The following is a 24,586-nucleotide window of genomic DNA, read 5'->3' on the forward strand; positions in this document are numbered from 1 at the left end:
TCGTCGTTCTCCTCAGGCGGCGGCCAGTTGCGGAATGACCGAGGGCACCGCGCGGCCGCTGCGCACCGTCATCACCACGTTCCAGGCCATCACCAGCATGCCCGCCAGGTACAGCACGCCGCCGATCAGGCGCACCACGTAGAAGGGCCAGGTCGCCTTCACGCTTTCGACGAAGGTGTAGACCAGCGTGCCGTCGGGGTTGAGGGCGCGCCACATGAGGCCTTGCATGACACCGGCGATCCACATCGCCGCGATGTACAGCACGATGCCCAGCGTCGCGATCCAGAAGTGCAGCTCGATGGCGCGGACGCTGTACATCGAGGTGCGGCCGAACATGCGCGGGATGAGGTAGTACAGCGAGCCCATGGAGATCAGGCCCACCCAGCCGAGCGCGCCGCTGTGCACGTGGCCCACCGTCCAGTCGGTGTAGTGGCTGAGCGCGTTCACCGTCTTGATGGACATCATCGGCCCCTCGAAGGTGGACATGCCGTAGAAGCTCAGCGCCACGATGAGGAACTTGAGGATGGGGTCGTCGCGCAGCTTGTGCCAAGCGCCCGACAGCGTCATCACGCCATTGATCATGCCGCCCCAGCTCGGGGCCAGCAGCACCAGCGAGAACAGCATGCCGATGCTCTGCGCCCAGTCGGGCAGCGCGGTGTAGTGCAGGTGGTGCGGGCCCGCCCACATGTAGGTGAAGATGAGCGCCCAGAAGTGCACGATGGACAGCCGGTACGAATACACCGGCCGCTCGGCCTGCTTGGGGATGTAGTAGTACATCATCCCGAGGAAGCCGGCCGTGAGGAAGAAGCCCACCGCGTTGTGGCCGTACCACCACTGCACCATGGCGTCCTGCACGCCGGCGTAGGCCGAGTAGCTCTTCCACAAGCTCACCGGCATCTCGGCACTGTTGACGATGTGCAGCAGCGCCACCGCGATGATGAAGGCACCGAAGAACCAGTTGGCCACGTAGATGTGGCGCACGCGGCGCGTGCCGATGGTGCCGAAGAAGACGACGGCATAGGCCACCCACACGACGGCGATCAGCAGGTCGATGGGCCATTCCAGCTCGGCGTATTCCTTGCCGGTGGTGTAGCCCAGGGGCAGCGTGATGGCCGCCAGCACGATCACCAGGTTCCAGCCCACCAGCGTGAACTTCGCCAGCCACGGCAGGAACAGCGGCACCTGGCAGGTGCGCTGCACCACGTGGTAGCTGGTCGCGAACAAGGCGCAGCCGCCAAAGGCAAAGATGACCGCGTTGGTGTGCAGTGGCCGCAAGCGGCCGTAGCTGAGCCAGGGAATGCCGTAGGTGAGGTCGGGGAAGGCCAGCTGCGCGGCGATCACCACGCCCACCAGCATGCCCACCACGCCCCACAGCACGGCGGCCAGCGCGAAGCCGCGGACGGTGTCGTCGGTGTAGTTCACCGGCGAGACGGTTGGCGCTTTGTCATGCATCGGAACTCTCCAGATGTCGCCCCAATGGCGACGATGGAATTGTTCGATGCGCCTGCCCTAGGCCACTTGATGCGGATCAAGTGCAGAGTCTTCGGCGTCGAGAATGCGTTCGGCCTGTTGTTCGAGGTCGTCGAACTGGCCACCATCCAGCGCCCAGGCGAAGATGCCCAGGATGCCCAGCACCAGCACGGCCGACAGCGGGATGAGGAGATAGAGGATGTCCATGGCGGGTGGGTCGCGGGTGGGGCGCTACTTCGACAGGCGCATGGCGTTGAGGACCACGGCCAGGGAACTGGTGGCCATGCCCAGGCCCGCGGCCCAGGGCGGCAGCCAGCCGGCCATGGCCAAGGGCACGCAGGCCGCGTTGTAGGCCACGGCCCAGGCGAGGTTCTGGCGCACGACGGCCACGGTCTTCTTGGCGCGGGCGCGGGCCAGCACGATGTCGCCCAACCGGTTGGACACCAGCACGCCATCGGCCTGCGTGCGCGCGATCTGTGCGCCCTCGCCCATGGCGAAGGAGACATCGGCCTGCGCGAGCACGGGCGCATCGTTGATGCCGTCGCCGACCATCGCGACCACCTGGCCGGCCTGCTGCGCATGGCGCAGCGCGGCCAGCTTGTCTTCGGGCGAGAGACCGCCCTTCGAGGATGCGAGGCCGATCGCCGCAGCGACCTTGCGCGTCCTCGCGGGATCGTCGCCGGACAGCAGGTGAACGTGCACGCCATCGGCTTGCAGATCGCGAATGGCCTGGCGCGCATCCTGGCGCAGGCGGTCGTCCATGTCGAAGCGAGCGAGGACGCGGCCGTCGCGGCTGAGCCAGCAGGCGGCACTGCGGGCATGGGCATGGCCCTCTGCGCCCGCCCAGCGGGAGGAACCCAGGCGCCAGGTGGCGCCGTTGGCATCCACCGCCTGCAGCCCCTGGCCGGCTTCTTCACGCACATCGTGCCAGGCGACGTCCGCCGGTTGGAAACGCTGGCGCAGTGCTGCCGCGATGGGATGGGTGGACCAACCCGCCAGCGAGGCTGCGATGTTGGACAGCTGTGACGCGGGCAGGTCGTCGCCATTCAGGCGGACCATCGGCAGGCAATCCACGCTTGCTTCGGTCAGGGTGCCGGTCTTGTCGATGAACAGCGTATCCACCCGGGCCAGGGCTTCGATGGCATCGAGCCGCCGAAGCAGCAGCCCTTGGCGGCCCATGGCGCCGGCGGCGGCCAGCAACGATGCGGGCGAGGCCAGCGACAGGGCGCAGGGACAGGTGACGATCAGCACGGCCACCACCACGCCCAGGGTGCGCGAGGAATCCACGACGCTCCATGCCGCACCGGCCACCGCGGCCAGCAGCAGCACGCCCCACAGGAACGGACCGGCCCAGCGGTCGGCGCTGGCCAGCAGCTGGGGCTTGTGGGTGCGCGCGGCACGCACCATGGAGACGATGGCTTCGTAGCGCGTGTCCGCGCCCACGCGCTGCACGCGCATGAGCACGGGGGCGCCGAGGTTCATGCTGCCGGCGACCAATGCATCGCCGATGCGCTTGTCCTGCGGACGCGACTCGCCGGTGAGCAGGGCCTCGTCGGCGCGCGTCTCGCCTTCGGTGAGCACGCCGTCCGCGGCAAAGGCCTGGCCCACCGGCACACGCACCAGGTCACCGGGCTTCAGGGTCTTGGCGCTCACCACCTCGACCATGCCGTCGGGCTTCAAGCGCATCACCGAATTGGGCGTGCGCGACCAGGTCTCTTCCAGCGCCATCTCGGCGCGGTGTCGGGCACGCATCTCCAGGAAGCGTGCACCCAGCAGGAAGCTCACGAACATCGTGAGCGAATCGAAATAGACCTCGCTGCCGAACGGCCCGCCGGGCTGGAACGCAGCGCCGCTGCTGGCGAGGAAGGCGATGCCCATGCCCAGCGCCACCGGCACGTCCATGCCGATGCGGCGCTCCTTGACGCAACGCCAGGCGCCCGAGAAGAAGGGGCGCGCGGAGAACCACAGCACCGGCAAGGTCAGCAGCCAGCTGCCCCAATCCAGCAGCTGCTTGTGGTCGGCTTCGAGTTCGCCGGGCGAGCTCACGTAGGCCGGGGTGGCGAGCATCATCACCTGCATGGCGCAGAAGGCGGCCACGAACAGGCGCCACAGTGCGGCGCGCGATTCGCTCAGACGCATCGCGCGTGCAGCCTGGGCGGTGTCGGGCACGGCGTCATAGCCGGCGGCTTGCAGCGCCTGCACGAAGACCGAGGGCCGCGTGAGCTCAGGCTGCCAGCGAACGCTTGCACATTGCGAGGCAGCACTCACCTGCACCTCGACCACACCGGGCACGCGGCGCAAGGCCTGCGCCACGGTGTCAGAGCATTGCGCGCAATGCATGCCGCCGATGCGCAGCGACGATTCGGCGACGCGGCCACCCTCGCCTTCGCCGCGCCAGCGCGTGAAGGTGTCGACCTCGGCCGGATCGTCCAGCCAGGTCGCGGACTGCAGCGGCGGCGCAGCGCCCATCGTGCGTCAGCGCACCAGCAGCACCGGCGCCTTGCAGCGCGCCAGCACGCCGCTGGTCACCGAGCCCATGAGCACATTGCCCAGGGCGGTGTGGCCATGCGAGCCCATCACGATGAGGTCCGGTTGCTCGGCCTCGACCACCGACGCGATGGCGGCCGCGGGGTCCCCCAGGCGGTGTGCCACGCGCAGCGTCCAGCCCGTCTGCTCGGCAAAGCGGCGCACGGGGCGCAGCACCTCTTCGGCGCGCTCGCTGTAGTAGGCATCGAGCGTGCCGCGATCGAGGAAGCGCGAGGCATGCGACGGAATGGGATGCACCGCCGTGAATGCCAGGTAGTCGTGCTTCGGCCCCAGCAATTCCTCGTGCGCTGCCAGGTAGGCCAGCATGCGCTTGGTGTAGTCGCTTCCGTCCACGGGCAAGAGGATCTTCATCATGGGCTCCTTCACAAGGGAATGCCTGATGCTGAGGGCGTGCCGTGGCGGGGGGCTTGATCCGCATCAAGATCCGCGCCCGCGAGCACGAGGACGCCGAAACCTTGCGCTGGCGCAAGCCTTTTCGGCGCCATCCGAGCAAGATGGCCGCGTCATCTTCCGGAGACGGACCATGTACCAACGCATCCTCGTGCCCCTGGACGGCACGGACACCTCCGACCTCGCGTTGCGCGAAGCCATGCGCCTGGCCGAGGGAAGCACCACGCACCTGCTGCTGCTGCACGTCATCGACGACTACCCCACGATGCGCGAGTTCGCCTCCAACGAGGCCCTGCAGGACCTGCGGGCCCACCGCCGGCGCCGCGGCGAGGAACTGGTGGCCTCGCGCTTGCGCATGGTGCGCGAGGCAGGGGTCGCGGCCACCGACATCGTGTGCTTTGCCATGGAGTCCACGCCGGCGAGCATCCTCGAAGCGGCCGCAGTGAACGACTGCGGGCTCATCGTGATGGGATCGCACGGCCGACAAGGCATCAAACGGGCGATCCTGGGCAGCGTGGCGGAGTCTGTGTGCAGGAACAGCCCGGTACCGGTGATGGTGGTGCCGTCGCCACCCAGGGGCTGACCCGGCCCGGGCGCATAGAATGCGCGGCCTCAACCACGCCTGCGCCACCGATTTTGGATACTCCTGTCGCCCCCATCAAGAAGACCAGCCCACGAGGCGCTGCGCGCAAATCGGCACCCGCCACCGGCGACCTGAAAGCGCTGACGAAGAAGGAGCCCTTCCGCACGCTCCTGGTGGCGTCGTGCGGCTGGCCGACCGACGCCGCACTGCCGGATCGCAAACGTCCTCCCACCCGGGGCTGACAGCGCCGCCCGCTTTCAGTGAGCTAGACCAGAAGGCCAATCCACAGGCCAAGCACCGCCAGGAAGTTGACGGTGAACACGGCGCCTCGCAGCCTCACATTCCGGGTGAGGACCTGAACGCACGAGTGCGCGATGCGCCCTGCGACGAAGGCCCATGCCAACCACAGTTGAAGCGATGTCACGGCCTGCTGCTGGATCAGCAGCAGGCACGCCGCGTGGAAGAAGAGCGGCCATTCGAATTGATTCGACAGGTTGGCGCTGATGCGCGGCTCGACATCCGTCCAGGGATTGGAGCCGTCCGCGCGGCGGCCAGGCCCCCAGACGGACGGCGCACGGGCGACCGTGAGCAGGACGTAGAGGAACGCCGTCAGGCCGACGTGCGCGGCCATGGGGTAGATCAGTGGGCTGTGCATGGTTCGCTTCGTGCAGGCCGCGCAAGGTCAGGCCGCGCCGGGTGGCGCATAGCCTGAGGTTCGGATGGTGTCGACGGGTGGAAAGAGTGGCTGCGGCAGTTCGGACCACCGGCACCACCGCCACTGCGAGCACTTCTGGGGTTCCATGAGACGCGGTTCGCCATCGGGCGCGTCAGCGATGACGAACAGCGTGACGTAGTGCCTGCCCTCGAAAAGATCGTTCGAATACGGGCCGGCATGAAGATGCTGGATTTCCAGCCCGGTCTCCTCGCGCACCTCCCGGACAGCGCACGCTTCAACGGTTTCACCGAACTCAAGATGCCCGCCAGGCAGCGCCCAGGTGCCCGAGCCATGGGAGCCCTGGCGCAAACCCATCAGGACCATGCCTTGGCGGATGACGATGACGCCGACTCCGACGCGGGGATCAGCAGCGCGGTCTTGCGCCATCCTCACATCCACCCTTTCTGCGACTCTTCCTTCGAGGAGCGTCGCAAGACACGCCCTGGGGTGACCGTGATCTGAATGGGCTTTGGCATGGAGCAGGAGAAGTGGAAGCCGATGTTCCAGCGCTGCCCTGGGCAGCGGCTGATACGGCAAGAAGCTCGCGGCATTGTGCAACGCCACGATCGCCGCGAGAAATCGAAGAAAATGCGCCCCTCGCGCCCAATCCGGCTCCTCGCCTCTTCCCCCGCAGTCCATGTTCAAGAACGCCCTCGTCTACCGCATCACCCAATGGGAACAACCCGAACTCGCCGCGCTCGATGAGAAGCTCGCGGCGCACCGCTTCACCGAATGCGGCGCCTCGCAGGCCGAATCGGTGGGCTTCCTGGAGCCGCGCGGCGAGAAGCGCGGGCCGATGGTGGAACTGGTGGGCGGGCAGATGATGCTGCGGCTGGTCGTCGAGACCAAGGCCGTTCCCAGCTCGGCGGTGAAGAACCGGCTCGAATCGGAGCTGGACAAGATCGAAGCCGACACCGGCCGCCGCCCCAAGGGCAAGCGCGCGAAGGAGATGAAGGAGCAGATCGTGCACGAGCTGCTGCCGCGCGCCTTCTCCAAGCGGTCGAGCACCAACATCTGGATCGATGCGAAGGAGAAGCTGCTCATCATCGATGCGGGCAGCACCAAGAAGGCCGACCGCATCGTGACGCTGCTGGTGGAGATCCTCGGCGGCGGCATCGCCCTGCGGCTGCTGCAGACCGAATCGTCACCATCCACCGCGATGTCGCAATGGCTCAAGACCAAGGAAGCGCCCGCTGGCTTCAGCGTGGACCGCGAGTGCGAGCTCAAGCAGCCCGACAGCGAGAAGTCACTCGTGCGCTACGCAAGGCACAACCTGGACATCGACGAGGTGGGACAGCACATCGAGCAGGGAAAGATTCCCACGCAGCTGGCGATGACCTGGGACAACCGCGTGTCCTTCGTGCTCACCGAGGCGATGACGCTCAAGAAGATCAAGCTGCTGGACGTGGTGCTCGAAGGCCCGGCCGCGCAGGACGCCGGATTCGACACCGATGTGGCGATCGCAACGGGGGAGCTGAGGCAGCTCATTCCCGATCTGATCAATGCGCTGGATGGCGAGCAGGCGCTGGCGTAGTCACTTCTGACCGAAGAGGACGCGGCGCTCCTCTTCGGTCATCTTCGCGCCGGAATCCTTCGCGTAGCTCTGCTGCGCACCTTCGTAGGCACGCAGGGTGGCCGGCCGCGCCGCGATGGACTGGAACCAGCGCTTCAGGTTCGGGAAGTCGTCCAGCCGCTGCCCGTGCGCCTCGTGCGGCACGATCCACGGGTAGCAGGCGATGTCGGCGATCGAGTAGTCGCCGGCAATGAAGTCGCGGCCTTCGAGGCGCTTGTCCAGCACGCCGTACAGGCGCTTGGTTTCATTCACGTAGCGGTTGATGGCGTAGGGAATCTTTTCCGGCGCATGCGTCGAGAAGTGCCCGTTCTGCCCTGCCATGGGGCCGAGGCCGCCCACCTGCCAGAACAGCCACTGCATGACCACGGTGCGACCACGCAGGTCCGTGGGCATGAGCCGTCCGGTCTTCTCGGCCAGGTACTGCAGCATGGCGCCCGATTCGAAGATCGAGATCGGCTCGCCGCCGTCGGCCGGCGCATGGTCCACCATCGCGGGGATCTTGTTGTTGGGCGAGATGGCCAGGAACGCCGGCGCGAACTGCTCGCCCTTGAGCAAGGCAATGCGGTTCATCCGGTAAGGCAGCCCCAGTTCCTCCAGGCACATCGTCATCTTGTGCCCGTTGGGCGTGCCGGCGTAGTACAGGTCAATCATGTGCAGTCCGTGTGCTTGGGTGGGAATGGAGGGCGCATGGTCGCCAATCCGCAAAGACCTTGCAGGCGCTCTGATTCTTCCGGGTTTCAGGTGCTCTCGCGGATCACCAGCCGGTAGCCCAGGTCCAGGCTGCTGCGCGCGACCGGTTCGCGCCGCATGAGGCTCAGCAGCATCTGCGCCGCGCATTCGCCGATCTCCACCCGCGGCGTGTGCACCGTCGTCAGCGGCGGCAGCATCAGGTCGCTGCCGGTGAGGTCGTTGAAGCCGGCGACGGCCACCTCCTGCGGCACCTTCACGCCCAGGCGCAGCGCAGCCAGCAGCCCGCCCTGCGCGAGGTCGTCGTTGCAGAAGAAGATGGCGTCGACGTCGGGACGGCGCCGCCGCACCTCTTCGAACAGGTGGCCGCCCAGGCCGAGCGATGAGCTGTCGGGGTTGAGCAGTTCGAGGTCTGCGTCGTAGAGGTTCGCTTCGTGCAACGCACGGCGGTAGCCCTCGGCTCGCTGCATCACGCGCGGGTCGAGCTGCGCCGCCACGAAGGCGATGCGCCGCCGGCCGCGCGACAGCAGGTGCTGCGTGATGGCACGGCCCGCTTCCATCTGCGAAAAGCCCACGCAATGCACGCCCGGCGCGTCGCTGGTCTCCATCACGTGGACGCAGGGCACGCCGCTGGAAGCGATCAACCGGCGTGCGGTTTCGGTGCGGTCGAAGCCCGTCACCAGCAGGCCCGCCGGCCGGTGCGCCATGTAGCTTTGCAGCAGCAGCTCTTCCTCCTTGGGCTTGTAGTGCGTGATGCCGATCAGCGTCTGGAAGCCGGCCGGCAGCAGCGTGCGGTGAACCGCTTCCAGCAAGTCCACGAACAGCGTGTTGCTGAGCAGAGGGATGAGCACCGCCACATGCGAGCTGCGCTGCGAGGCAAGCGCGCGCGCCGCGGGATCGGGCACGTAGCCCAAGGCCTGCGCGGCAGCCTGCACGCGCTCGACCAGTTCCGCGCCGACGCTGCGTTCGCCGCGCAGTGCACGCGACACGGTGATGGGACTGACGCCGGCCGCCTCGGCCACGTCGTTCAAGGTGACGCGGCCCGACGACCGGCCTCGCTTGGAAGCTGCTGTGCTCATGCGCTACGGGATACACCTGATTCGTGATTTCGAAGCCTGCCCGTAGGATAGCGCTGTCCAACGGATCGAGGCAAGGCTCTCATTGTGAACTGCACGAGGGCCGGTTCGGCACGCCGCATCGCGCCTTCATCCGTTTTTTCACCGCGGCTGAGATAGCGCTGTCCCAAATCATGTTGCTCGCTTGAATATGCCTTCTCTCGTCGTCATGGGTGTGGCCGGATGCGGCAAGTCGACCCTCGGGCAGGCCGTGGCCGACGGCCTGGGTTGGCCGCTGGTGGAAGGCGACGACTTCCATCCGCCGCGCAACATCGAGAAGATGAAGAGCGGCGTCGCGCTGACCGATGCGGACCGCCGCGAATGGCTGCAGGCGCTGGCGCAAGAGCTGGCCTCGCGGCCTCATGCGGTGATGACCTGTTCGGCCCTCCGGCGCGTCTATCGCGACCAATTGCGCGAGGCATCGTCCGGACTGCGCTTCGTCTTCCTGGATCTCACCGAGGCGCAGGCCCGTGAACGTGTTGCGCGGCGTCCTGCCCACCTCTTTCCGCCGACGCTGGTCGCGAGCCAGTTCGCCACGCTGGAGCGCCCCGACGGCGAAGACGGCGTGCTGCGCGTCGACGCCACCCTGTCCACCGGCGAACTGCTTGGGCAAGTCCTGCGGTGGATGCCCCCGGTCCCTTCTTCCAAGGCCACGCCATGAGTTCAGCTTCCGACACCCCGAAACCCTGGCCGCAGCGCCTGGCCGACGCCGCCATGGCCGCGACGCTGGGCGTCATGGCCGGCGCCGTCTTCATCAACGTGGTGCTGCGCTACGGCTTTGGCAGCGGCATCGCGGCGAGCGAGGAACTGTCGCGCCTGCTCTTCGTGTGGATGGTGTTCATCGGCGCAACTGCCGCGTATCCGCTGGGCGAGCACATGGCCTTCACCAGCTTGCTGCTGCCGCTGCGCGGACGCATGGGCGGCCGTCTGCTGAAGGCGATGACGCTGATCATCCACCTGCTGGTGGTCGTGTCCTGCGTGTTCGTCGCATGGGGGGCGTGGCAGCAGGTGGTAGTGGGCATGGACAGCAAGAGCGTGGTCATCGGCTACCCGAACGCCCTGCTTCCGCTGCCGGCATTCCTCAGCTCGGCGGCCATCGGCGTGATGGCCTTCATCAACCTGGTGCGCGGCGCGCCCATCGCCCTCGGCCACGAGTCGGAAGTGGAATAGACCACCATGAACCAAGGCACCGTCGCCATTCTTTTCGTCGTCGTGATGCTCGTGGTGATGGGCATCGGCGTGCCCATGGCCTTCGCGCTCGTGCTCACCGGCGCGGCCATGGCCTGGGGCCTGGGCTTCTGGGACACGCAGTTGCTCGCGCAGAACCTCGTGGCCGGCGTGGACAGCTTCCCGTTGCTGGCCGTGCCCTTCTTCATCCTCGCCGGCGAGCTGATGAATGCGGGCGGCATCAGCCGGCGCATCATCGAGATGGCGCAGGCCTGGGTGGGACACATCCGCGGCGGGCTGGGCTTCGTGACCATCGGCGCGGCCATTCTCATGGCCAGCATGAGCGGCTCCGCGCTGGCCGACACCGCGGCGCTCGCGACCATCCTGCTGCCGATGATGCGCGCCCACGGCTATCCGATGAACACCTCGGCCGGACTCATCGCCTCGGGCGGCATCATCGCGCCCATCATCCCGCCGTCGATGCCCTTCGTGATCTACGGCGTGACGACCAACACCTCGATCTCGTCGCTGTTCATCTCGGGCATCGTGCCGGGGCTGGTCATGGGGGCGGGACTGGTCATCGCGTGGAAGCTGGAACTGCGCAAGATCGACTTGCCGCAAGGCGTGGCGCGGCCCCTGTCCGAACGCCTGCGCGCCACGGCCAAGGCCTTCTGGGCGATGCTGATGCCACTCATCATCATCGGTGGCATGAAGAGCGGCTACTTCACGCCCACCGAGGCCGCGGTGGTGGCGGCGGTGTATGCACTGATCATCGCCTTCTTCGTGCACCGCGAGATGAGCCTCGTGCAGTTCCACGGCGTGCTGGTGCGTGCGGCGAAGACGACGGCCATCGTGATGTTCCTGTGCGCGGGCGCACAGGTGGCTTCGTACATGGTGACGCTGGCGGACCTGCCCGCCACGCTCACCGCCTGGCTGGGCCCGCTGGTGGACAGCCCGCGCCTCTTGATGGCGGTGATGATGATCGTGCTGGTCCTCATCGGTACCGCGCTGGACCTCACGCCCACCATCCTCATCTTCGCGCCGGTGATGCTGCCCATCGCGCAAAAGGCTGGCATCGACCCGGTGTACTTCGGCCTCATGTTCGTGCTCAACGGCGCCATCGGCCTCATCACGCCGCCCGTGGGCACGGTGCTCAACGTGGTGGCCGGCGTGGGACGTTTGCAGATGCACGACGTGATCAAGGGCGTGAATCCGTTCCTCATCACCTATGTCGGCATCCTCGCGCTGTTCACCGCCTTCCCGCAGTTGGTCACCTGGCCGGTGATCTGGCTTCGCTGACACGCCCCTCGCAGATTTCACAAGGAGACAACACCATGCAACGCCGCACGCTTCTCACTGCTGCCGTCATCGCCACGCTGTCCATCGGCAGCGCGTTCGCGCAGGACATCAAGCCCAGGCTCATCCGCTTCGGCTATGGGTTGAACGAGCAATCGAACCAGGGCCGCGCCACCAAGGTCTTCGTGGACGAAGTCGACAAGCTCTCGGGCGGCAAGATGAAGATCCGCGCCTTCGGTGCGGCCAGCCTGGGCTCGGACGTGCAGATGCAGCAAGCGCTCATCGGCGGCGCCCAGGAGATGATGGTGGGCTCCACCGCCACGCTGGTGGGCATCACGAAGGAAATGGCGCTGTGGGACACGCCTTTCCTCTTCAACAACGCCAAGGAAGCCGACGTCGTGCTCGACGGGCCTGTCGGCACGAAGGTGAGAGCCAAGCTGGAGGAAAAAGGCCTGGTGGGCCTCGTGTACTGGGAGAACGGTTTCCGCAACCTCACCAACAACACGCGCGCTGTCAACAAGCTGGAGGATCTCAACGGCATCAAGCTGCGCGTGATGCAGAACAACGTCTTCCTCGACAGCTTCAAGACACTGGGCGCCAACGCGGTGCCCTTGCCCTTCTCGGAGCTCTTCAGCGCTTTGGAAACCAAGGCGGTGGATGGCCAGGAGAACCCGTTCAACACCATCTTGTCGAGCAAGTTCTACGAGGTGCAGAAGTACCTCACCATCACCAACCACGTCTACAGCCCGTGGATCGTGCTCGTGAGCAAGAAGTTCTGGGATGGCCTGTCGCCTGCGGAGAAGAACGTTCTGTTGAAGTCGGCAGAGAAGAGCCGAGACTTCGAGCGCAAGGACACGCGCGATGAAGCAGCGAAGGCGCTGGCCGACCTCAAGGGCAAGGGGATGCAGATCAACGAACTGTCGCCGACTGAAGCGGCGCGGATGCGCGACAAGCTCACGCGGGTGAATGCGTCCATTGCTGCGAACGTCGGGATGGATCTGTGGAATGAGACGCAGGCTGCGGTGTCGAAGGCTCGTGGAGGGAAGTGATCTTTTGATCGCTTGTGGCGTTTCGTTCGGATGGGCAAAGGCGTGGGTAGGCTGGCTGGGGCGCGCGGCGGAAGCGGTCGGCGCTTTGCGCCGACTTCGCTGCGGTGCTCGGGCTTCCTGATTCGCGCCCCAGCCAGCCCACCCACGCCTTTGCTGTTGCGGCTTCGGATTTTCTCGTCGAGCCAGCCCAACCTCCCTTGAGCGGCAGGCGGCACACCCCGCTCATCGCAGAAAAGCAAAAACAAAAAAGCGCCGCTTGACAGCGGCGCTCAAAGGAGGAACAGGTCGCTCTCCGAGCCTGTTCACTCTTGCTTCGACTTGCGGCGCAGGAAGCCCATCGCCGCGAGGCCCAGGCCCATGAGCGCGTACGTGCTGGGCTCCGGGACCGGAGCGGTCGGGCCGAAGGTGTAGGACAGGCCCGAGATGGCTGTGGTGCTGGAGTTGGCCACGTCCATCACCGACAGCTCGTTGTAGGCGGTGGCACTCGTGTCCAGGAACATGAAGCGTGAAGACTCGCCGGGATCGATCTGGCCGCCGCCGGCTGCATCGAAGAACTGGAAGTTGATGTAGCCCTTGCCGGCGTACGAACCGCCGAACATGTAGGCGGCGGTCGGAGACACGTCGCCCAGACCGTCGATGCGCCAGTTGGCGTTGTATTCCGGGGAGTAGAACTCGCCGATGCGGAAGTTGCCGATGCTGCCGCGCGAGGAGTCGTCGTTGAACACGCGCCAGTAGAAGTCCAGCGTGCCGTCCACACTGCTGCGCACCACGCGCGACTGGACGTGACCGGTGATCCCCAGGCTGGCGATCGAGAAGTCGGTCAGCTTGTCTTCCAGCACCGTGCCGGCCAATTGCGGTTCGGCCGCGACCGTCGTGCCCGGCAGGGCCACTGCGGTGTCGTTGATCAGGGTGACCGCATGGGCGGCCTGGAAGGCCAGCGCAATCGCTGCGCCAAGGATCAATTTCTTCATGGACTCTCCTACAGGTTGTCATGGGACGGCAAGGCGCCTGTCCGAGCACGAAGTCTGACTTTCGGCACTGGACGGCGCCATGCCACAACCTAGGGGAATCCACTTTCAAACTAGGGAGACAAAAAAGACAAACCCCTCCGCGCCGTGACAGCGGGAGGGGGTGGGAGGCTGACGCCTCCTTTGGGGCTCCGGAGGGATTGAAGTCCGGGGCTCCTGGCGCGCAAAGATTGCGCCATTGCGGATGCCTGCATGCAGGCCTCTCAAACTTAGGGCATGACCCTCACCAGATCAAGCACAAATTCAACGCTTTTCGTGACGGCTCATGACAGACCGATGAACGGTCAATCCGCGCGATTCGCGCCCATCACCTGGTCGAAGATGGCCGACACGCGCTGCTCGACGGCAGCTTCCATGGTGATGGTGCGCCCCCACTCACGCGGCGTCTCGCCCGGCCACTTGTTGGTCGCGTCCAGGCCCATCTTGCCACCCAGTCCGCTGACGGGAGAGGCGAAGTCCAGGTAGTCGATGGGCGTGTTTTCCACCAGGGTCGTGTCGCGTGCCGGGTCCATGCGGGTGGTGATGGCCCAGATCACTTCGCGCCAGTCGCGGATGTTCACGTCGTCGTCGGTGACCACGATGAACTTCGTGTACATGAACTGCCGCAGGAAGCTCCACAGGCCGAACATCAGCCGCTTGGCGTGGCCGGGGTAGCTCTTCTTGATGCTGATGATCGCCATCCGGTAGCTGCAGCCCTCGGGCGGCAGGTAGAAGTCGACGATCTCCGGAAACTGCTTTTGCAGGATGGGCACGAACACTTCGTTCAGCGCCACGCCGAGCACGGCCGGCTCGTCGGGCGGCTTGCCGGTGTAGGTGGAGTGATAGATCGGGTCGCGGCGCGAGGTCAGGCGGCTGATCTCGAACACCGGGAACCAGTCCTGCTCGTTGTAGTAGCCGGTGTGGTCGCCGAAGGGCCCTTCCAGCGCATGCAGGTAGCCGCCGATTTCCTTGAGCTGGATGCCGTGCTCGCTGACACCGGTGAACCCGGGGGCCGCCGTCGGGATGCGTCCTTCCAGAACGATCTCGGCACTGGCCGGTACCTGGAGCATCAGGTCGCCCTCGCCCACTGCCGAGTCGACCACCTCGGTGCGGCTGCCCCGCAGCAGGCCGGCGAACTGGTATTCGGACAGCGTGTCCGGCACCGGGGTGACGGCACCGAGGATGGTCGCCGGGTCGGCGCCCAGCGCCACGGCGATCGGAAACGGCTGCCCTGGGTTGGCCAATGCGAAATCCCGGAAATCCAGCGCCCCGCCCCGGTGGGCCAGCCAGCGCATGATGACCTGGTTGCGGCCGATCACCTGCTGTCTATATATACCGAGGTTCTGGCGCCGGCGCGGATTGGGCACTGACTGCGGGCCGCGGGTGATGACCAGGCCCCAGGTGATCAGCGGCCCTGCATCGCCTGGCCAGCACAGTTGCACCGGCAGATCGCCCAGGTCGACCTCGGATCCTTCTCGGACCACCTCCTGGCAAGGCGCGCTGCGGACCGAGGACGGCTTCATGTCCCACAGCGCCTTCGCCATCTGTAACAGGCGGCCGGTGTCCTTGAGCCCCTTGGGTGGTTCCGGCTCCTTCAGGCTGGCCAACATCTGTCCGACCTCGCGCAACTCGCTCACATCGCTGGCGCCCATGCCCATGGCGACCCGTTTAGGAGTGCCGAACAGGTTCGTCAAGGCGGAAATTTTGTAACCGTCGGGCTTTTCGAAAACCAGGGCCGGCCCGCCGGCGCGCAGGACTTTGTCACTGAGCGCTGTCATTTCAAGCCGCGCCGATACTGGGTTTGCGACACGCCGCAGTTCGCCGAGCTTCTCCAAGCCGGCCATGAAGTCCCGCAGATCGCGATATTTCATACCAAATAGTAGTAAGAAACTAGTTTCATAACCTTGACCGGTTATGAAATGCCTTCCTAGAATGCGCCCGTTCCTGACACAGATCAGGGATAACCCGCGCCCCACATCGTTGGGATGGAGAGGGCGCAACGCTGCCGATGGGCTGGATCGAAAGGCACGCACTGCTCTCTCAGTGCCGGGCCTCCAGCCGATTATCACCGTCGCTTCGGCACCTGCTGAGCAGTCGCACCGCAGGCCGTTCGTCGAAGCGCGATGAAGAAAGGACGACATGACAGCGCTACGCCGTCTGCTCGCGCCGGTCCGCCAACTTGGTGGCGCCTGTGCGGCATCTGCCGGAGTGTTCATCCGCGACGTGGGCCAGGGCCTGCTCGAGGTGAGCCACAACACCCTCGCCCTGGTGGGCTTCATCGCCATTGGGGCCGTTTTCTTCGTTGGCAGCCGTGCCGACCTGCGTCAGAGCATCGAAGCCCAGACCCTGGACTGGCTGCAAGCCCGCCAGGAAGCCCGAACCGACCCGGCCGAGCTGGTCGCCGCCTCGCTGGCCGAGCCGGACGCCATCGCCCGCGCCACCGCGTTGGATCCCAAGGGCCTGTCGCGCCAGCAAGCCGCCGTGGCGCAGTGGATTTCGCGCCGCTACCGCGTGGCGCCCGAGCCCATCAGCCGTCTGGTGAAGGAAGCCTGGGTGGTCGGTGACCGCGTGAACCTCGACCCGACGCTGATCCTCGCCATCATGGCGGTGGAGTCCAGCTTCAACCCCTTCGCCCAGAGCCCGGTGGGCGCACAGGGCCTGATGCAGGTCATGACCCGCGTCCACGACGACAAGTACGACGCCTACGGCGGCAATTTCGCCGCCTTCGACCCGGTGACCAACCTGCGCGTGGGTGCCCAGGTGCTCAAGGAGTGCATCTCCCGCGCCGGCGGCCTGGAAGCCGGCCTGCGCTACTACGTGGGTGCGAGCAACCTGAACGACGACGGCGGCTATGCCGGCAAGGTGCTGGCCGAGCAGGCCAACCTGCGGCTGGTGGCCAGCGGCAAGGTCGTGGCCATCAACGTGCAGCGCCCGACGCCCGCCCCGGCGCACAAGGGCGACGAGGACGTCGCCCCGATGCCTGTGAAGGCGGATGTGAAGCCCGAAGACAAGCCGGCGCACGTCGACAAGGTGGCCCTGCTGGGCAAGGCACCGACCTGACCTTGCGCCCTCTCAGCGCATTCGTCGCCGCCATGAGCGCCGCGACTGATGCGCTGAATTCTTTTCAAGTGATTTCCCCGGGGCCCTCGGGTAAACTCGCGGCTTCTGCGCGACTGGCGATGGGGCTTCGTCTGCGAAGCCTGAGGTGGTGAACCACCGGGGAGCGCAGACGGTGTGGCAGGCAGTTCGTCGACGCATCGTTTCCGCCGTTCGCCTGGGCAGCCTGTGACAGCGTGCGCCACGCATGCTTTCAGTCGCGGGTCTTCTGCTGACGAAGGACTGCCACGCCATGTTTGACCGTTCCCAATCCACGATCGCCAATGTGGACCCCGAGCTCTGGTCCGTCATCCAGCGCGAGAACCAGCGCCAGGAAGAGCACATCGAGCTGATCGCCTCCGAGAACTACGCCTCGCCGGCCGTCATGGCCGCCCAGGGCACCCAGCTCACCAACAAGTACGCCGAAGGCTACCCCGGCAAGCGCTACTACGGCGGCTGCGAATTCGTGGACATGGCCGAGCAGCTCGCCATCGACCGCGTGAAGCAGATCTTCGGCGCCGAGAACGCCAACGTGCAGCCCAGCTCCGGCTCGCAAGCCAACCAGGGCGTGTTCTTCGGCCTGCTCCAGCCGGGCGACACCATCATGGGCATGAGCCTGGCAGAAGGCGGCCACCTCACCCACGGCATGCCGCTGAACATGAGCGGCAAGTGGTTCAAGGTCGTGAGCTACGGCCTGGATGCCAACGAAGCCATCGACTATGACCAGATGGAACGCCTGGCCCACGAGCACAAGCCCAAGCTCATCATCGCCGGCGCCTCGGCCTACGCCCTGCGCATCGACTTCGAACGCTTCGCCAAGGTGGCCAAGGCCATCGGCGCCTACTTCATGGTGGACATGGCCCACTACGCCGGCCTGATCGCCGCGGGCGTGTACCCCAACCCGGTGCCTCACGCCGACGTGGTCACCTCCACCACCCACAAGAGCCTGCGTGGCCCGCGCGGCGGCATCATCCTCATGAAGGACCACGTCGCCAAGCAGATCAACAGCGCCATCTTCCCCGGCATCCAGGGCGGCCCGCTGATGCACGTCATCGCCGCCAAGGCCGTGGCCTTCAAGGAGGCCCTGGCGCCCGAGTTCAAGGCCTACCAGCAGCAGGTGGTGAAGAACGCCGCCGCCATGGCCGACACGCTCACGCAGCGCGGCCTGCGCATCGTCAGCGGCCGCACCGAGTCGCACGTGTTCCTCGTGGACCTTCGTCCCAAGAAGCTCACCGGCAAGGAAGCCGAGGCCATCCTGGGCGCCGCCCACATGACCTGCAACAAGAACGGCATCCCCAACGACCCGCAAAAGCCGATGGTCACCAGCGGCATCCGCCTGGGCACGCCGGCCATGACCACCCGCGGCTTCAAGGAGGCGCAGGCGATTGCCACCGCCAACCTGATCGCCGACGTGCTCGACAACCCGCATGACGAAGCCAACATCGCGGCCGTGCGAGCCAAGGTGTCGGCACTCACGCGCGACTTCCCGGTTTACCGCTAAAGTCGCGGGCCCGCGGCGACCAATTCCCGCGGGCCTTCTCACTCATGCGTTGTCCCTTCTGCAGCCACGAAGACACCCAGGTCGTCGAGACCCGCGAGTCCGACGAGGGCGACGTCGTGCGCCGCCGCCGGCGCTGCCAGAGTTGCGACAAGCGGTTCACCACCTACGAACGCGCCGAAATCGCGCTGCCCACGGTCGTCAAGAAAGACGGGACGCGGGCGGAATTCGACATGTCGAAGGTGCGTGCATCGATGACGCTGGCCTTGCGCAAGCGACCGGTGAGCGTCGAGCAGATCGATGCCGCGCTGGAGCGCATCCAGGACAAGCTGCTCAACAGCGGCGCGCGCGAAGTGGCGTCCACCAAGCTGGGCGAACTTGTGATGCGCGAGTTGAAGCGCATCGACAAGGTGGCCTACGTGCGCTTTGCATCCGTGTACCGCAGCTTCGAGGACGTGGACGAGTTCCGCCAGTTGATCCGCGACATCTGAGCCGCTTCGGCCCAAAGAGGGGCCCTCTCCTGAACGCCTGATCTTCCCTCCCCCGAGGGGCGCGCCGACAGCGCGTGATTCGCACAATCCCGCTCCATCACAACACAGGAGGGGACGATGCGAACGCATCACACGCAACGCGGCATCACGCTCATCGAAGCCTGCATCGCCGTCGCCATCGCGGCCATCGCGGTGGGAACCGCAGCGCCGCAGTTCAGGCAGTTCATCGACAAGCAGAGACTCGAAGGCGCGGCCGCTCAACTGGCCACCGACATCCGCTTCGCGCGCGCTGAGTCGGTGATGCGCAACGCCAACCTGCGGCTGAGTGTGCAGTCGCATGGCTGGGGCTCGTGCTACATCATCCACAGCGGCGCGGCGAGTGGCTGCGAGTGCCAGTCAGACGGCACCGCCTCGTGCAGCGGCGATGCCGTGTCGATCAAGAACACGGCCTTCACCGCCACCGATCGGCTGGCGCTGGACAGCAACGTCGCCTCCATCGTCTTCGATCCCATGCACGGCACGAGCACACCGGCCGGCACCTTCAAGGTCGCCCTGCGCGGCGGGCCGGCCATCCAGCATGTCGTGAACCTCATGGGGCGGGTGCGCACCTGCTCGCCGAACACTGATGCGCCGGCCGTTCCGGGCTACGCGGTCTGCTGAGGAGCCGACGATGAACGCACGATCCAACGCAGGCTTCACGCTCATCGAGACGATGTGCACCGTGGCCATCGCCGGCATCCTGTCATCGGTGGCCTACCCCGGCTTCACCAAACTGCTGAACAAGGCGCGCCGCGCCGACGCCAAGGTGGCCCTCATGAACATGCACCTGGCGCAGGAACGCTATCGGTCCGACCACCTGAACTACGCATCGATGTCGGACCTCGGCATCGCGGCGAGCAGCCCGGCGAAGCACTACACGCTCAGCGTCGAGAGCACGACCGACACCGGCTTCAAGGCCCAGGCCGTGGCGGCCGGCCCGCAGGCGTCCGATGCGAACTGCCGCCACCTGCAAGTCAGCGTCGACGGCCTGGCCGTGACATACCAGTCCGGCAGCGATGCCACCGTCTCCAACAGCGCCGAGGTGAACAAGCAATGCTGGGGCCTGTGACGCGGCAACGCGGCTTCACCTTGGTGGAGGTGATGGTGGGCCTGGTCGTCGGCCTGCTGGTCGTGGTCGCGGCGGCGGCGCTGCTGGCCACGCACCTGCGGGAGCACCGGTCGATGCTCGTCGAAGCCCGCCTGATGCAGGACCTGCGCACCAGCACCGACATCATCGTCCGTGACGTGCGCCGCTCGGGCTACTGGGGCAACGCACGCACCGCCTTGCGCCCGGGCATGGCTGCGTCCAACCCCTATGTCGCGCTGTCGCCGGCCAGCGCTTCAGCGGAGGCCGTGAGCTTCCAGCTCTCGCGCGATGCAACCGAGAACGACACGCTCGACGACAACGAGCGCTTCGGTTTCCGGCTCCGCCATGGCGTGATCGAGATGCTGATCGGCGGCGGAAGCTGGCAGGCATTGACCGATGCGGGCACGCTGGAGGTCCTGTCATTCCAGGTGAGCGCTGAGTCGCAGGTGCAGTCGCTGCGCGATGCCTGCGAGCGGCCGTGCGACCTGGCCGTTGCCGCGTGCGGGCCGGTCATCGAGCAGCGCAAGCTGACCATCGCCATCACTGCACGCGCCGTGGTGGACCACCAGGTCGTGCGCACCTTGACCAGCCAGGCCCGCATCCGCAACGACGTGGTCAGCGGAGCCTGCCTCGCATGAGCGTCGCCCGGCCGCCCGAAGACGCTCGCACCGCAGTGCGCAGCGCGGAGGTTTCCCAATGAACACACCCATCGCCAGGCAGCGCGGCAACGCGCTTCTCATCACGCTGGTGCTGCTGGGCGCGATGGCACTGGTCGCCGCATTCGCGAACCGCAACCACCTCTTCGAAGCACGCGCATCGATCAACCAGTACCGATCCACGCAGGCCTTCGAGTCGGCAGAGGCCGGCGTCGCCTGGGGCATCGCGATGCTCAACGACCCACGTCCCGTCAACGACCAATGCCTGCCAGCTTCGGCTGCAAGCGGCAGCTTCGCCGAGCGCTGGCAAGCGGCCAGCGGGCGCAGCGCCAAACTGGTGGCGGCCTGCGTGAGGAGCGGCAGCGGCTGGACCTGCTCCTGCGCATCCGACGGCACGCCCCGCTTCGGCAGCGACGTTCGCATCGATGCGAACGCCTTCCGCATCGAACTTGTCGCCGACGTGCAGGCCCGCGTGCTGCAGATCGCCTCCACCGGCTGCACCAGCCTCTCCGGCGAATGCCTGCCGGGCAGGCCCACTGACGCCACGGCTCACGTGCAGGTGCTGGCGGGCGCGTTGCCCGCGCTCGCCTCGCTGCCCCTGGCTGCGCTCACCGCGAAGCAGGCCGTCATCGCAGCCGGACCGGATGCCGGCTTCCACAACGCCGATGCCGCATCCGCAGGCATCACCCTGCACGCCGGCAAGACCATCACCACCACCAGTGCGCGGCTGACGACCGTGCCGGGAAGCGCGGCTGACGCTTCCGTCATCGAGAACGATCCCATGCTCAACGATCCGACCGCGGACTCCTTCTTCAACGCGTTCTTCGGCCTGTCCAAGCCGCTGTGGAAACAGCAGCCTGGCGTGAAGACGCTGCGTTGCGACGGCGACTGCAGCACGGCCGTGGCCACGGCCATCGACGGCGGATATCGCATGCTCTGGATCGATGGCGACGCACGCCTGTCCAGCGACGTGACCCTCGGCCGGCCGGGTAAACCGGTGGTGCTCGTGGCCACGGGCACGCTGGCGGTCGCGGCATCGGTGAACGTCCACGGCCTGGTCTACGCGGGCCGCATCGACTGGAGCGGCGCGCCCGGCCTCGTTCGCGGCGCCGTCATATCCGAGTCCGAGGCGTTGATCGCCAACGCCAGCGACTTCGTGCGCGACACGTCCGTGTTGAACACGCTTCAGGCGCAGGTCGGCAGCTTCGCCCGCGTTCCAGGCAGCTGGAGGGATTTCTGATGCGCCGCCAGCGTGGCGCCACCTTGATCCAGGCCCTGCTCGCCTTCGCGGTCCTCTCGCTGGGCGTGCTGGGAACGGCCAAGCTCCAGGCACAGTTGCGGCGCTTGGCCGACATCGCGCGGCAGCAGTCGGAAGCGGTGCGGCTGGCGCAGGAGGACATGGAATCCACCCGTGCGGCAGCGAGCCCGGCATCCGGCAGCCGCTCCATCGCACCTGGAGCAGATCGTGCTGGCAACACCAGCTTCACCCTGGTGCGCAATGTGGCGACCGGCGGCGGCCTCCGCAGCACGGAAGTCCTCGTCAGTTGGCCGGACCGGGGCGGTACCACGCAGCGCGTGGCCTTGCAGTCCATCATCGACGACACGCCAGTCGCCCTGTCAGCCGCCTTGCAGATGCGGCGCGACGCACCAACGCTGCGACCGGCCAACGGCCGCGCCATCAGCATTCCGGCCTTTGCACGCAACCTGGGGGACGGCCGCAGCGCCTTCAAGCCCAACGAAGCCGGCACCATCGCGCTGGTCATGGACAACACGACCGGCCTCGTCACGGCGCGCTGCGACAGCGTGCGCAGCGACATCACCACTCGGGACCTCGATGTCTCTCGCCTGGGCACCTGCACCAGCATCCGCGGCCTGATGCTCAGCGGCGCCGTGCGCTTCTCGCTGGGCACGGCGCCGGACGCCCGCCGGCCGCGCGACAAGTCGCAGCCGCTGGACATGCAGCTCGTGCTGACCGATCCCCTGAGAGCGGACAGGCCCTTGTGCATCACCGAACAACACGAACGGGACGTGTCCTACCATTGCGTGGTCTTCACCCTGCCCTGGTCGGGCCGCAGCGAGATCGTGCCCATCGGATGGACGCTGGGCACCGGCAGCACCGACCTCAAGGCTTGCCGCTACACGGCCGACCAGGACGGCAGCGGGGCGGTGGACAGCAACCTCGAACATCCCGATGAATACAAGCACGTCGACCGGGCACTGATGCAGCAGAACTTCCTCATCGTCACCGGGGACCAGCCCTGCCCTGCACCGGCCAGGGCCAGCGGAGAATTCGCCGACTTCGCCACCGTGCAACACCAGCCCTGAACCGCATGCACAACACCGACGCACTGATGCAACTCGCGCTGGATCTGGCCCATGGCGCGATCGGCCTGAGCGAGCCGAACCCGCGCGTGGGTTGCGTGCTGCTGTCGCGCGATGGCCGCATCATCGGGCGGGGCCATACCCAGCAGGCCGGCGGGCCGCATGCCGAGGTGATGGCATTGCGCGATGCCGCGGCGAATGGCGAAAGCGTCGAAGGCGCCACGGCCTTCGTCACGCTGGAGCCCTGCTCGCACCACGGGCGCACGCCGCCGTGCTGCGACGCCCTGGTGGCTGCACGCGTGGGCCAGGTCGTGATGGCGATCGAAGACCCCAACCCGCTGGTCGCCGGCCAAGGCGCGGCACGCCTTCGCGCTGCCGGCATCGAGGTGACGTCCGGCCCGCTGGGCGAAGCCTCCCGAGAACTCAACATCGGCTTCTTCTCGCGCATGGAACGGCAGCGCCCGTGGGTGCGCATGAAGGCGGCCGTGTCGCTCGACGGCCGCACGGCCCTGCCCAATGGCGTGAGCCAATGGATCACCGGCGAGGCCGCGCGCGCCGACGGCCACGCATGGCGCAAGCGGGCCGGCGCCCTGCTCACCGGCGTGGGCACCGTGCTCGACGACAACCCGCGGCTCGACGTTCGCCTGGTGGACACGGCGAAGCAGCCTCTGCGGGTGATCGTCGATTCGCGGCTGGAGACGCCGGCCTCCTCGCGCATCCTCGCGCCGCCCGGGCAAGTCCTGCTCTACTGCGCGCAACCGGACGCGCAGCGAAGAACTGCGCTCGAAACCGCAGGGGCGGACATCGCCGTCAACTCCAACGACCACGGCAAGGTTGACCTTCCTGCCATGCTCGCCGACCTGTCCCGGCGCGGCGTCAACGAGCTGCACGTCGAAGCCGGCCACAAGCTCAACGGATCCTTCGTCCGCGAGCGCCTGGTGGACGAGTTCCTCATCTACCTCGCCCCCAAGCTCATCGGCATCGGCCGTGAGCTGGCTGCCTTCGGGCCGCTGCAATCGCTGGACGAAAGCATCGAATTGCAGTTCCGCAGCATCGAGCCCGTCGGACAAGACCTTCGCATCCTCGCCAGACCGCTGGCCTGAGACAATCGCTCCATGTTCACCGGCATCATCACCGGCCTCGGCCGCATCGTTTCCGCAGACGCGCTCGGCGCGGATGCGTCCCACGGCAAGCGACTCGCCATCGAAACGCCGCCCGGCTACCTCGACGACGTGCAGCTGGGCGACAGCATCGCGCTCAACGGCGCGTGCATGACGGCCACCTCCTTCGACACCGCCACGAACCGCTTCACCGTGGACATCTCCGCCGAAAGCCTGGACAAGACCGCCGGGCTGGGCCAGGTGGGCCGCGTGAACCTCGAAAAGGCCCTGCGCGCCCATGACCGCCTGGGCGGCCACATCGTCAGCGGCCATGTGGACGGCCTGGGGCATGTGACGCATTTCGCACCGGTGGGCGAGTCGTGGGAGCTGCGCATCTCGGCGCCCAAGGCCATGGCGCAGTACCTGGCCTACAAGGGATCGATCACCGTCAACGGCGTGAGCCTCACGGTCAATCGCGTCACCGATTCGGCCGATGCGTGCGAATTCAGCATCAATCTCATCCCGCACACGCTGGAGAACACGACGCTGGGCGACCTGAAGACCGGCAGCCGCGTGAACCTCGAAGTCGATCTCATCGCCCGCTACGTGGCGCGCATGCTGGGCAAGTCGGGCGAGGTCTGAGCGGTTTTCTTCGCTCAGGCGATGCCCTTTTGGCGAATGCCTCTAGGGGTACGCCG

The 24,586-nt window shown here is 66.7% G+C and carries 26 protein-coding genes and 1 riboswitch; of the genes, 16 read left to right on the forward strand and 10 right to left on the reverse strand.

All coding sequences use genetic code 11. The features are described from left to right. Positions 1–12: 12 nt before the first annotated feature. Genes ccoN through DZC73_RS08755 form a run of 4 tightly spaced genes read right to left on the reverse strand, consistent with a single transcriptional unit; the run spans position 13 to position 4,368 of the window. Positions 13–1,452 (reverse strand): cytochrome-c oxidase, cbb3-type subunit I, encoded by a 1,440-nt coding sequence (ccoN, locus tag DZC73_RS08740; RefSeq protein ID WP_124539847.1) that lies wholly within the window; start codon positions 1,450–1,452, stop codon positions 13–15. A gap of 57 nt (positions 1,453–1,509) precedes the next feature. Continuing rightward, positions 1,510–1,677 (reverse strand): cbb3-type cytochrome oxidase assembly protein CcoS, encoded by a 168-nt coding sequence (ccoS, locus tag DZC73_RS08745; protein WP_124539848.1) that lies wholly within the window; start codon positions 1,675–1,677, stop codon positions 1,510–1,512. 24 nt (positions 1,678–1,701) lie between these two features. Beyond that, on the reverse strand, positions 1,702–3,939 hold the full coding sequence (locus DZC73_RS08750; RefSeq protein ID WP_124539849.1) for a heavy metal translocating P-type ATPase: 2,238 nt from the start codon (positions 3,937–3,939) through the stop codon (positions 1,702–1,704). A 6-nt stretch (positions 3,940–3,945) separates the two neighbouring features. Beyond that, positions 3,946–4,368, reverse strand: coding sequence for a universal stress protein (locus DZC73_RS08755; protein WP_124539850.1), 423 nt, complete (start codon positions 4,366–4,368; stop codon positions 3,946–3,948). A gap of 172 nt (positions 4,369–4,540) precedes the next feature. On the opposite strand from DZC73_RS08755, the gene DZC73_RS08760 reads away from it, so the two are divergent. Continuing rightward, a complete protein-coding gene (locus DZC73_RS08760) occupies positions 4,541–4,990 on the forward strand; it encodes a universal stress protein (protein ID WP_161974508.1) in 450 nt (149 codons plus the stop codon). Between the two features lie 265 nt (positions 4,991–5,255). Here DZC73_RS08760 and DZC73_RS08765 read toward each other — a convergent pair whose 3' ends face one another. Continuing rightward, on the reverse strand, positions 5,256–5,645 hold the full coding sequence (locus DZC73_RS08765) for an MAPEG family protein (RefSeq protein WP_124539852.1): 390 nt from the start codon (positions 5,643–5,645) through the stop codon (positions 5,256–5,258). Positions 5,646–5,672: 27 nt separating this feature from the next. Beyond that, on the reverse strand, positions 5,673–6,092 hold the full coding sequence (locus DZC73_RS08770) for a nucleotide triphosphate diphosphatase NUDT15 (RefSeq protein WP_124539853.1): 420 nt from the start codon (positions 6,090–6,092) through the stop codon (positions 5,673–5,675). 250 nt (positions 6,093–6,342) lie between these two features. Between DZC73_RS08770 and DZC73_RS08775 the strand changes: the two genes are divergently transcribed. Beyond that, on the forward strand, positions 6,343–7,239 hold the full coding sequence (locus DZC73_RS08775) for a recombination-associated protein RdgC (protein ID WP_124539854.1): 897 nt from the start codon (positions 6,343–6,345) through the stop codon (positions 7,237–7,239). On the opposite strand, the gene DZC73_RS08780 is transcribed toward DZC73_RS08775, so the two are convergent. Together DZC73_RS08780 and gntR are read right to left on the reverse strand one after the other, a co-directional pair. Beyond that, entirely contained in the window at positions 7,240–7,929 is a 690-nt protein-coding gene (locus DZC73_RS08780) for a glutathione binding-like protein (RefSeq protein WP_124539855.1), read from the reverse strand. It abuts the gene before it with no gap. Positions 7,930–8,015: 86 nt separating this feature from the next. Beyond that, the gene (gene gntR, locus DZC73_RS08785) at positions 8,016–9,044 is read right to left on the reverse strand and encodes an HTH-type transcriptional regulator GntR (RefSeq protein WP_124539856.1); all 1,029 of its coding nucleotides are present in this window, start codon (positions 9,042–9,044) and stop codon (positions 8,016–8,018) included. Positions 9,045–9,231: 187 nt separating this feature from the next. On the opposite strand from gntR, the gene DZC73_RS08790 reads away from it, so the two are divergent. Genes DZC73_RS08790 through DZC73_RS08805 form a run of 4 tightly spaced genes read left to right on the forward strand, consistent with a single transcriptional unit; the run spans position 9,232 to position 12,592 of the window. Beyond that, positions 9,232–9,741, forward strand: coding sequence for a gluconokinase (locus DZC73_RS08790; RefSeq protein WP_235835044.1), 510 nt, complete (start codon positions 9,232–9,234; stop codon positions 9,739–9,741). After that, complete coding sequence (locus tag DZC73_RS08795) at positions 9,738–10,250, forward strand: TRAP transporter small permease (protein ID WP_124539857.1); 513 nt, start codon at positions 9,738–9,740, stop codon at positions 10,248–10,250. The genes DZC73_RS08790 and DZC73_RS08795 overlap by 4 nt, the downstream gene beginning before the upstream one ends. Before the next feature lie 6 nt (positions 10,251–10,256). After that, positions 10,257–11,546 (forward strand): TRAP transporter large permease, encoded by a 1,290-nt coding sequence (locus tag DZC73_RS08800; protein WP_124539858.1) that lies wholly within the window; start codon positions 10,257–10,259, stop codon positions 11,544–11,546. 35 nt (positions 11,547–11,581) lie between these two features. Then, entirely contained in the window at positions 11,582–12,592 is a 1,011-nt protein-coding gene (locus DZC73_RS08805; RefSeq protein ID WP_124539859.1) for a TRAP transporter substrate-binding protein, read from the forward strand. 302 nt (positions 12,593–12,894) lie between these two features. Here DZC73_RS08805 and DZC73_RS08810 read toward each other — a convergent pair whose 3' ends face one another. Together DZC73_RS08810 and ubiD are read right to left on the reverse strand one after the other, a co-directional pair. Then, positions 12,895–13,563, reverse strand: a complete 669-nt coding sequence (locus DZC73_RS08810; protein WP_124539860.1) for a PEP-CTERM sorting domain-containing protein — start codon at positions 13,561–13,563, stop codon at positions 12,895–12,897. Between the two features lie 341 nt (positions 13,564–13,904). Next, the gene (ubiD, locus tag DZC73_RS08815) at positions 13,905–15,470 is read right to left on the reverse strand and encodes a 4-hydroxy-3-polyprenylbenzoate decarboxylase (protein WP_124540366.1); all 1,566 of its coding nucleotides are present in this window, start codon (positions 15,468–15,470) and stop codon (positions 13,905–13,907) included. 268 nt (positions 15,471–15,738) lie between these two features. Here ubiD and DZC73_RS08820 point away from each other — a divergent pair, with 268 nt between their 5' ends. The 10 genes from DZC73_RS08820 (at position 15,739) to DZC73_RS08865 (ending at position 24,530) form a co-directional block, all read left to right on the forward strand. Then, on the forward strand, positions 15,739–16,659 hold the full coding sequence (locus tag DZC73_RS08820; RefSeq protein WP_124539861.1) for a lytic transglycosylase domain-containing protein: 921 nt from the start codon (positions 15,739–15,741) through the stop codon (positions 16,657–16,659). A gap of 99 nt (positions 16,660–16,758) precedes the next feature. Continuing rightward, a riboswitch (ZMP/ZTP riboswitch) is annotated at positions 16,759–16,886 on the forward strand. A gap of 62 nt (positions 16,887–16,948) precedes the next feature. Further along, complete coding sequence (glyA, locus tag DZC73_RS08825) at positions 16,949–18,196, forward strand: serine hydroxymethyltransferase (RefSeq protein ID WP_124539862.1); 1,248 nt, start codon at positions 16,949–16,951, stop codon at positions 18,194–18,196. Positions 18,197–18,240: 44 nt separating this feature from the next. Continuing rightward, on the forward strand, positions 18,241–18,684 hold the full coding sequence (gene nrdR, locus DZC73_RS08830) for a transcriptional regulator NrdR (RefSeq protein ID WP_124539863.1): 444 nt from the start codon (positions 18,241–18,243) through the stop codon (positions 18,682–18,684). A 117-nt stretch (positions 18,685–18,801) separates the two neighbouring features. Continuing rightward, positions 18,802–19,344, forward strand: coding sequence for a GspH/FimT family pseudopilin (locus tag DZC73_RS08835; protein WP_124539864.1), 543 nt, complete (start codon positions 18,802–18,804; stop codon positions 19,342–19,344). Between the two features lie 10 nt (positions 19,345–19,354). After that, positions 19,355–19,792: a type IV pilin protein gene (locus tag DZC73_RS08840; RefSeq protein ID WP_161974542.1), complete on the forward strand. Its 438-nt coding sequence runs from the start codon at positions 19,355–19,357 to the stop codon at positions 19,790–19,792. Next, entirely contained in the window at positions 19,777–20,448 is a 672-nt protein-coding gene (locus DZC73_RS08845; RefSeq protein WP_124539866.1) for a PulJ/GspJ family protein, read from the forward strand. Before DZC73_RS08840 ends, DZC73_RS08845 begins: the two co-directional genes overlap by 16 nt. Positions 20,449–20,506: 58 nt before the next feature. Continuing rightward, complete coding sequence (locus DZC73_RS08850) at positions 20,507–21,706, forward strand: pilus assembly PilX N-terminal domain-containing protein (protein ID WP_124539867.1); 1,200 nt, start codon at positions 20,507–20,509, stop codon at positions 21,704–21,706. Then, entirely contained in the window at positions 21,706–22,791 is a 1,086-nt protein-coding gene (locus DZC73_RS08855; protein WP_124539868.1) for a type IV pilus modification PilV family protein, read from the forward strand. Before DZC73_RS08850 ends, DZC73_RS08855 begins: the two co-directional genes overlap by 1 nt. A 5-nt stretch (positions 22,792–22,796) precedes the next feature. Next, positions 22,797–23,891, forward strand: coding sequence for a bifunctional diaminohydroxyphosphoribosylaminopyrimidine deaminase/5-amino-6-(5-phosphoribosylamino)uracil reductase RibD (gene ribD, locus DZC73_RS08860; protein ID WP_124539869.1), 1,095 nt, complete (start codon positions 22,797–22,799; stop codon positions 23,889–23,891). A 12-nt stretch (positions 23,892–23,903) separates the two neighbouring features. Beyond that, complete coding sequence (locus DZC73_RS08865; protein WP_124539870.1) at positions 23,904–24,530, forward strand: riboflavin synthase; 627 nt, start codon at positions 23,904–23,906, stop codon at positions 24,528–24,530. Positions 24,531–24,586: the final 56 nt, after the last annotated feature.

It is taken from the genome of Rhizobacter terrae (genome assembly GCF_003852895.1).
In the GTDB taxonomy this organism is placed as follows: domain Bacteria; phylum Pseudomonadota; class Gammaproteobacteria; order Burkholderiales; family Burkholderiaceae_C; genus Albitalea; species Albitalea terrae.

Coding starts and splice junctions, on each gene's coding strand:
- ccoN (WP_124539847.1), bottom strand. CDS start 1,452: ATGCATGACAAAGCGCCAACCGTCTCGCCGGTGAACTACACCGACGAC.
- ccoS (WP_124539848.1), bottom strand. CDS start 1,677: ATGGACATCCTCTATCTCCTCATCCCGCTGTCGGCCGTGCTGGTGCTG.
- DZC73_RS08750 (WP_124539849.1), bottom strand. CDS start 3,939: ATGGGCGCTGCGCCGCCGCTGCAGTCCGCGACCTGGCTGGACGATCCG.
- DZC73_RS08755 (WP_124539850.1), bottom strand. CDS start 4,368: ATGAAGATCCTCTTGCCCGTGGACGGAAGCGACTACACCAAGCGCATG.
- DZC73_RS08760 (WP_161974508.1), top strand. CDS start 4,541: ATGTACCAACGCATCCTCGTGCCCCTGGACGGCACGGACACCTCCGAC.
- DZC73_RS08765 (WP_124539852.1), bottom strand. CDS start 5,645: ATGCACAGCCCACTGATCTACCCCATGGCCGCGCACGTCGGCCTGACG.
- DZC73_RS08770 (WP_124539853.1), bottom strand. CDS start 6,092: ATGGCGCAAGACCGCGCTGCTGATCCCCGCGTCGGAGTCGGCGTCATC.
- DZC73_RS08775 (WP_124539854.1), top strand. CDS start 6,343: ATGTTCAAGAACGCCCTCGTCTACCGCATCACCCAATGGGAACAACCC.
- DZC73_RS08780 (WP_124539855.1), bottom strand. CDS start 7,929: ATGATTGACCTGTACTACGCCGGCACGCCCAACGGGCACAAGATGACG.
- gntR (WP_124539856.1), bottom strand. CDS start 9,044: ATGAGCACAGCAGCTTCCAAGCGAGGCCGGTCGTCGGGCCGCGTCACC.
- DZC73_RS08790 (WP_235835044.1), top strand. CDS start 9,232: ATGCCTTCTCTCGTCGTCATGGGTGTGGCCGGATGCGGCAAGTCGACC.
- DZC73_RS08795 (WP_124539857.1), top strand. CDS start 9,738: ATGAGTTCAGCTTCCGACACCCCGAAACCCTGGCCGCAGCGCCTGGCC.
- DZC73_RS08800 (WP_124539858.1), top strand. CDS start 10,257: ATGAACCAAGGCACCGTCGCCATTCTTTTCGTCGTCGTGATGCTCGTG.
- DZC73_RS08805 (WP_124539859.1), top strand. CDS start 11,582: ATGCAACGCCGCACGCTTCTCACTGCTGCCGTCATCGCCACGCTGTCC.
- DZC73_RS08810 (WP_124539860.1), bottom strand. CDS start 13,563: ATGAAGAAATTGATCCTTGGCGCAGCGATTGCGCTGGCCTTCCAGGCC.
- ubiD (WP_124540366.1), bottom strand. CDS start 15,470: ATGAAATATCGCGATCTGCGGGACTTCATGGCCGGCTTGGAGAAGCTC.
- DZC73_RS08820 (WP_124539861.1), top strand. CDS start 15,739: ATGACAGCGCTACGCCGTCTGCTCGCGCCGGTCCGCCAACTTGGTGGC.
- glyA (WP_124539862.1), top strand. CDS start 16,949: ATGTTTGACCGTTCCCAATCCACGATCGCCAATGTGGACCCCGAGCTC.
- nrdR (WP_124539863.1), top strand. CDS start 18,241: ATGCGTTGTCCCTTCTGCAGCCACGAAGACACCCAGGTCGTCGAGACC.
- DZC73_RS08835 (WP_124539864.1), top strand. CDS start 18,802: ATGCGAACGCATCACACGCAACGCGGCATCACGCTCATCGAAGCCTGC.
- DZC73_RS08840 (WP_161974542.1), top strand. CDS start 19,355: ATGAACGCACGATCCAACGCAGGCTTCACGCTCATCGAGACGATGTGC.
- DZC73_RS08845 (WP_124539866.1), top strand. CDS start 19,777: ATGCTGGGGCCTGTGACGCGGCAACGCGGCTTCACCTTGGTGGAGGTG.
- DZC73_RS08850 (WP_124539867.1), top strand. CDS start 20,507: ATGAACACACCCATCGCCAGGCAGCGCGGCAACGCGCTTCTCATCACG.
- DZC73_RS08855 (WP_124539868.1), top strand. CDS start 21,706: ATGCGCCGCCAGCGTGGCGCCACCTTGATCCAGGCCCTGCTCGCCTTC.
- ribD (WP_124539869.1), top strand. CDS start 22,797: ATGCACAACACCGACGCACTGATGCAACTCGCGCTGGATCTGGCCCAT.
- DZC73_RS08865 (WP_124539870.1), top strand. CDS start 23,904: ATGTTCACCGGCATCATCACCGGCCTCGGCCGCATCGTTTCCGCAGAC.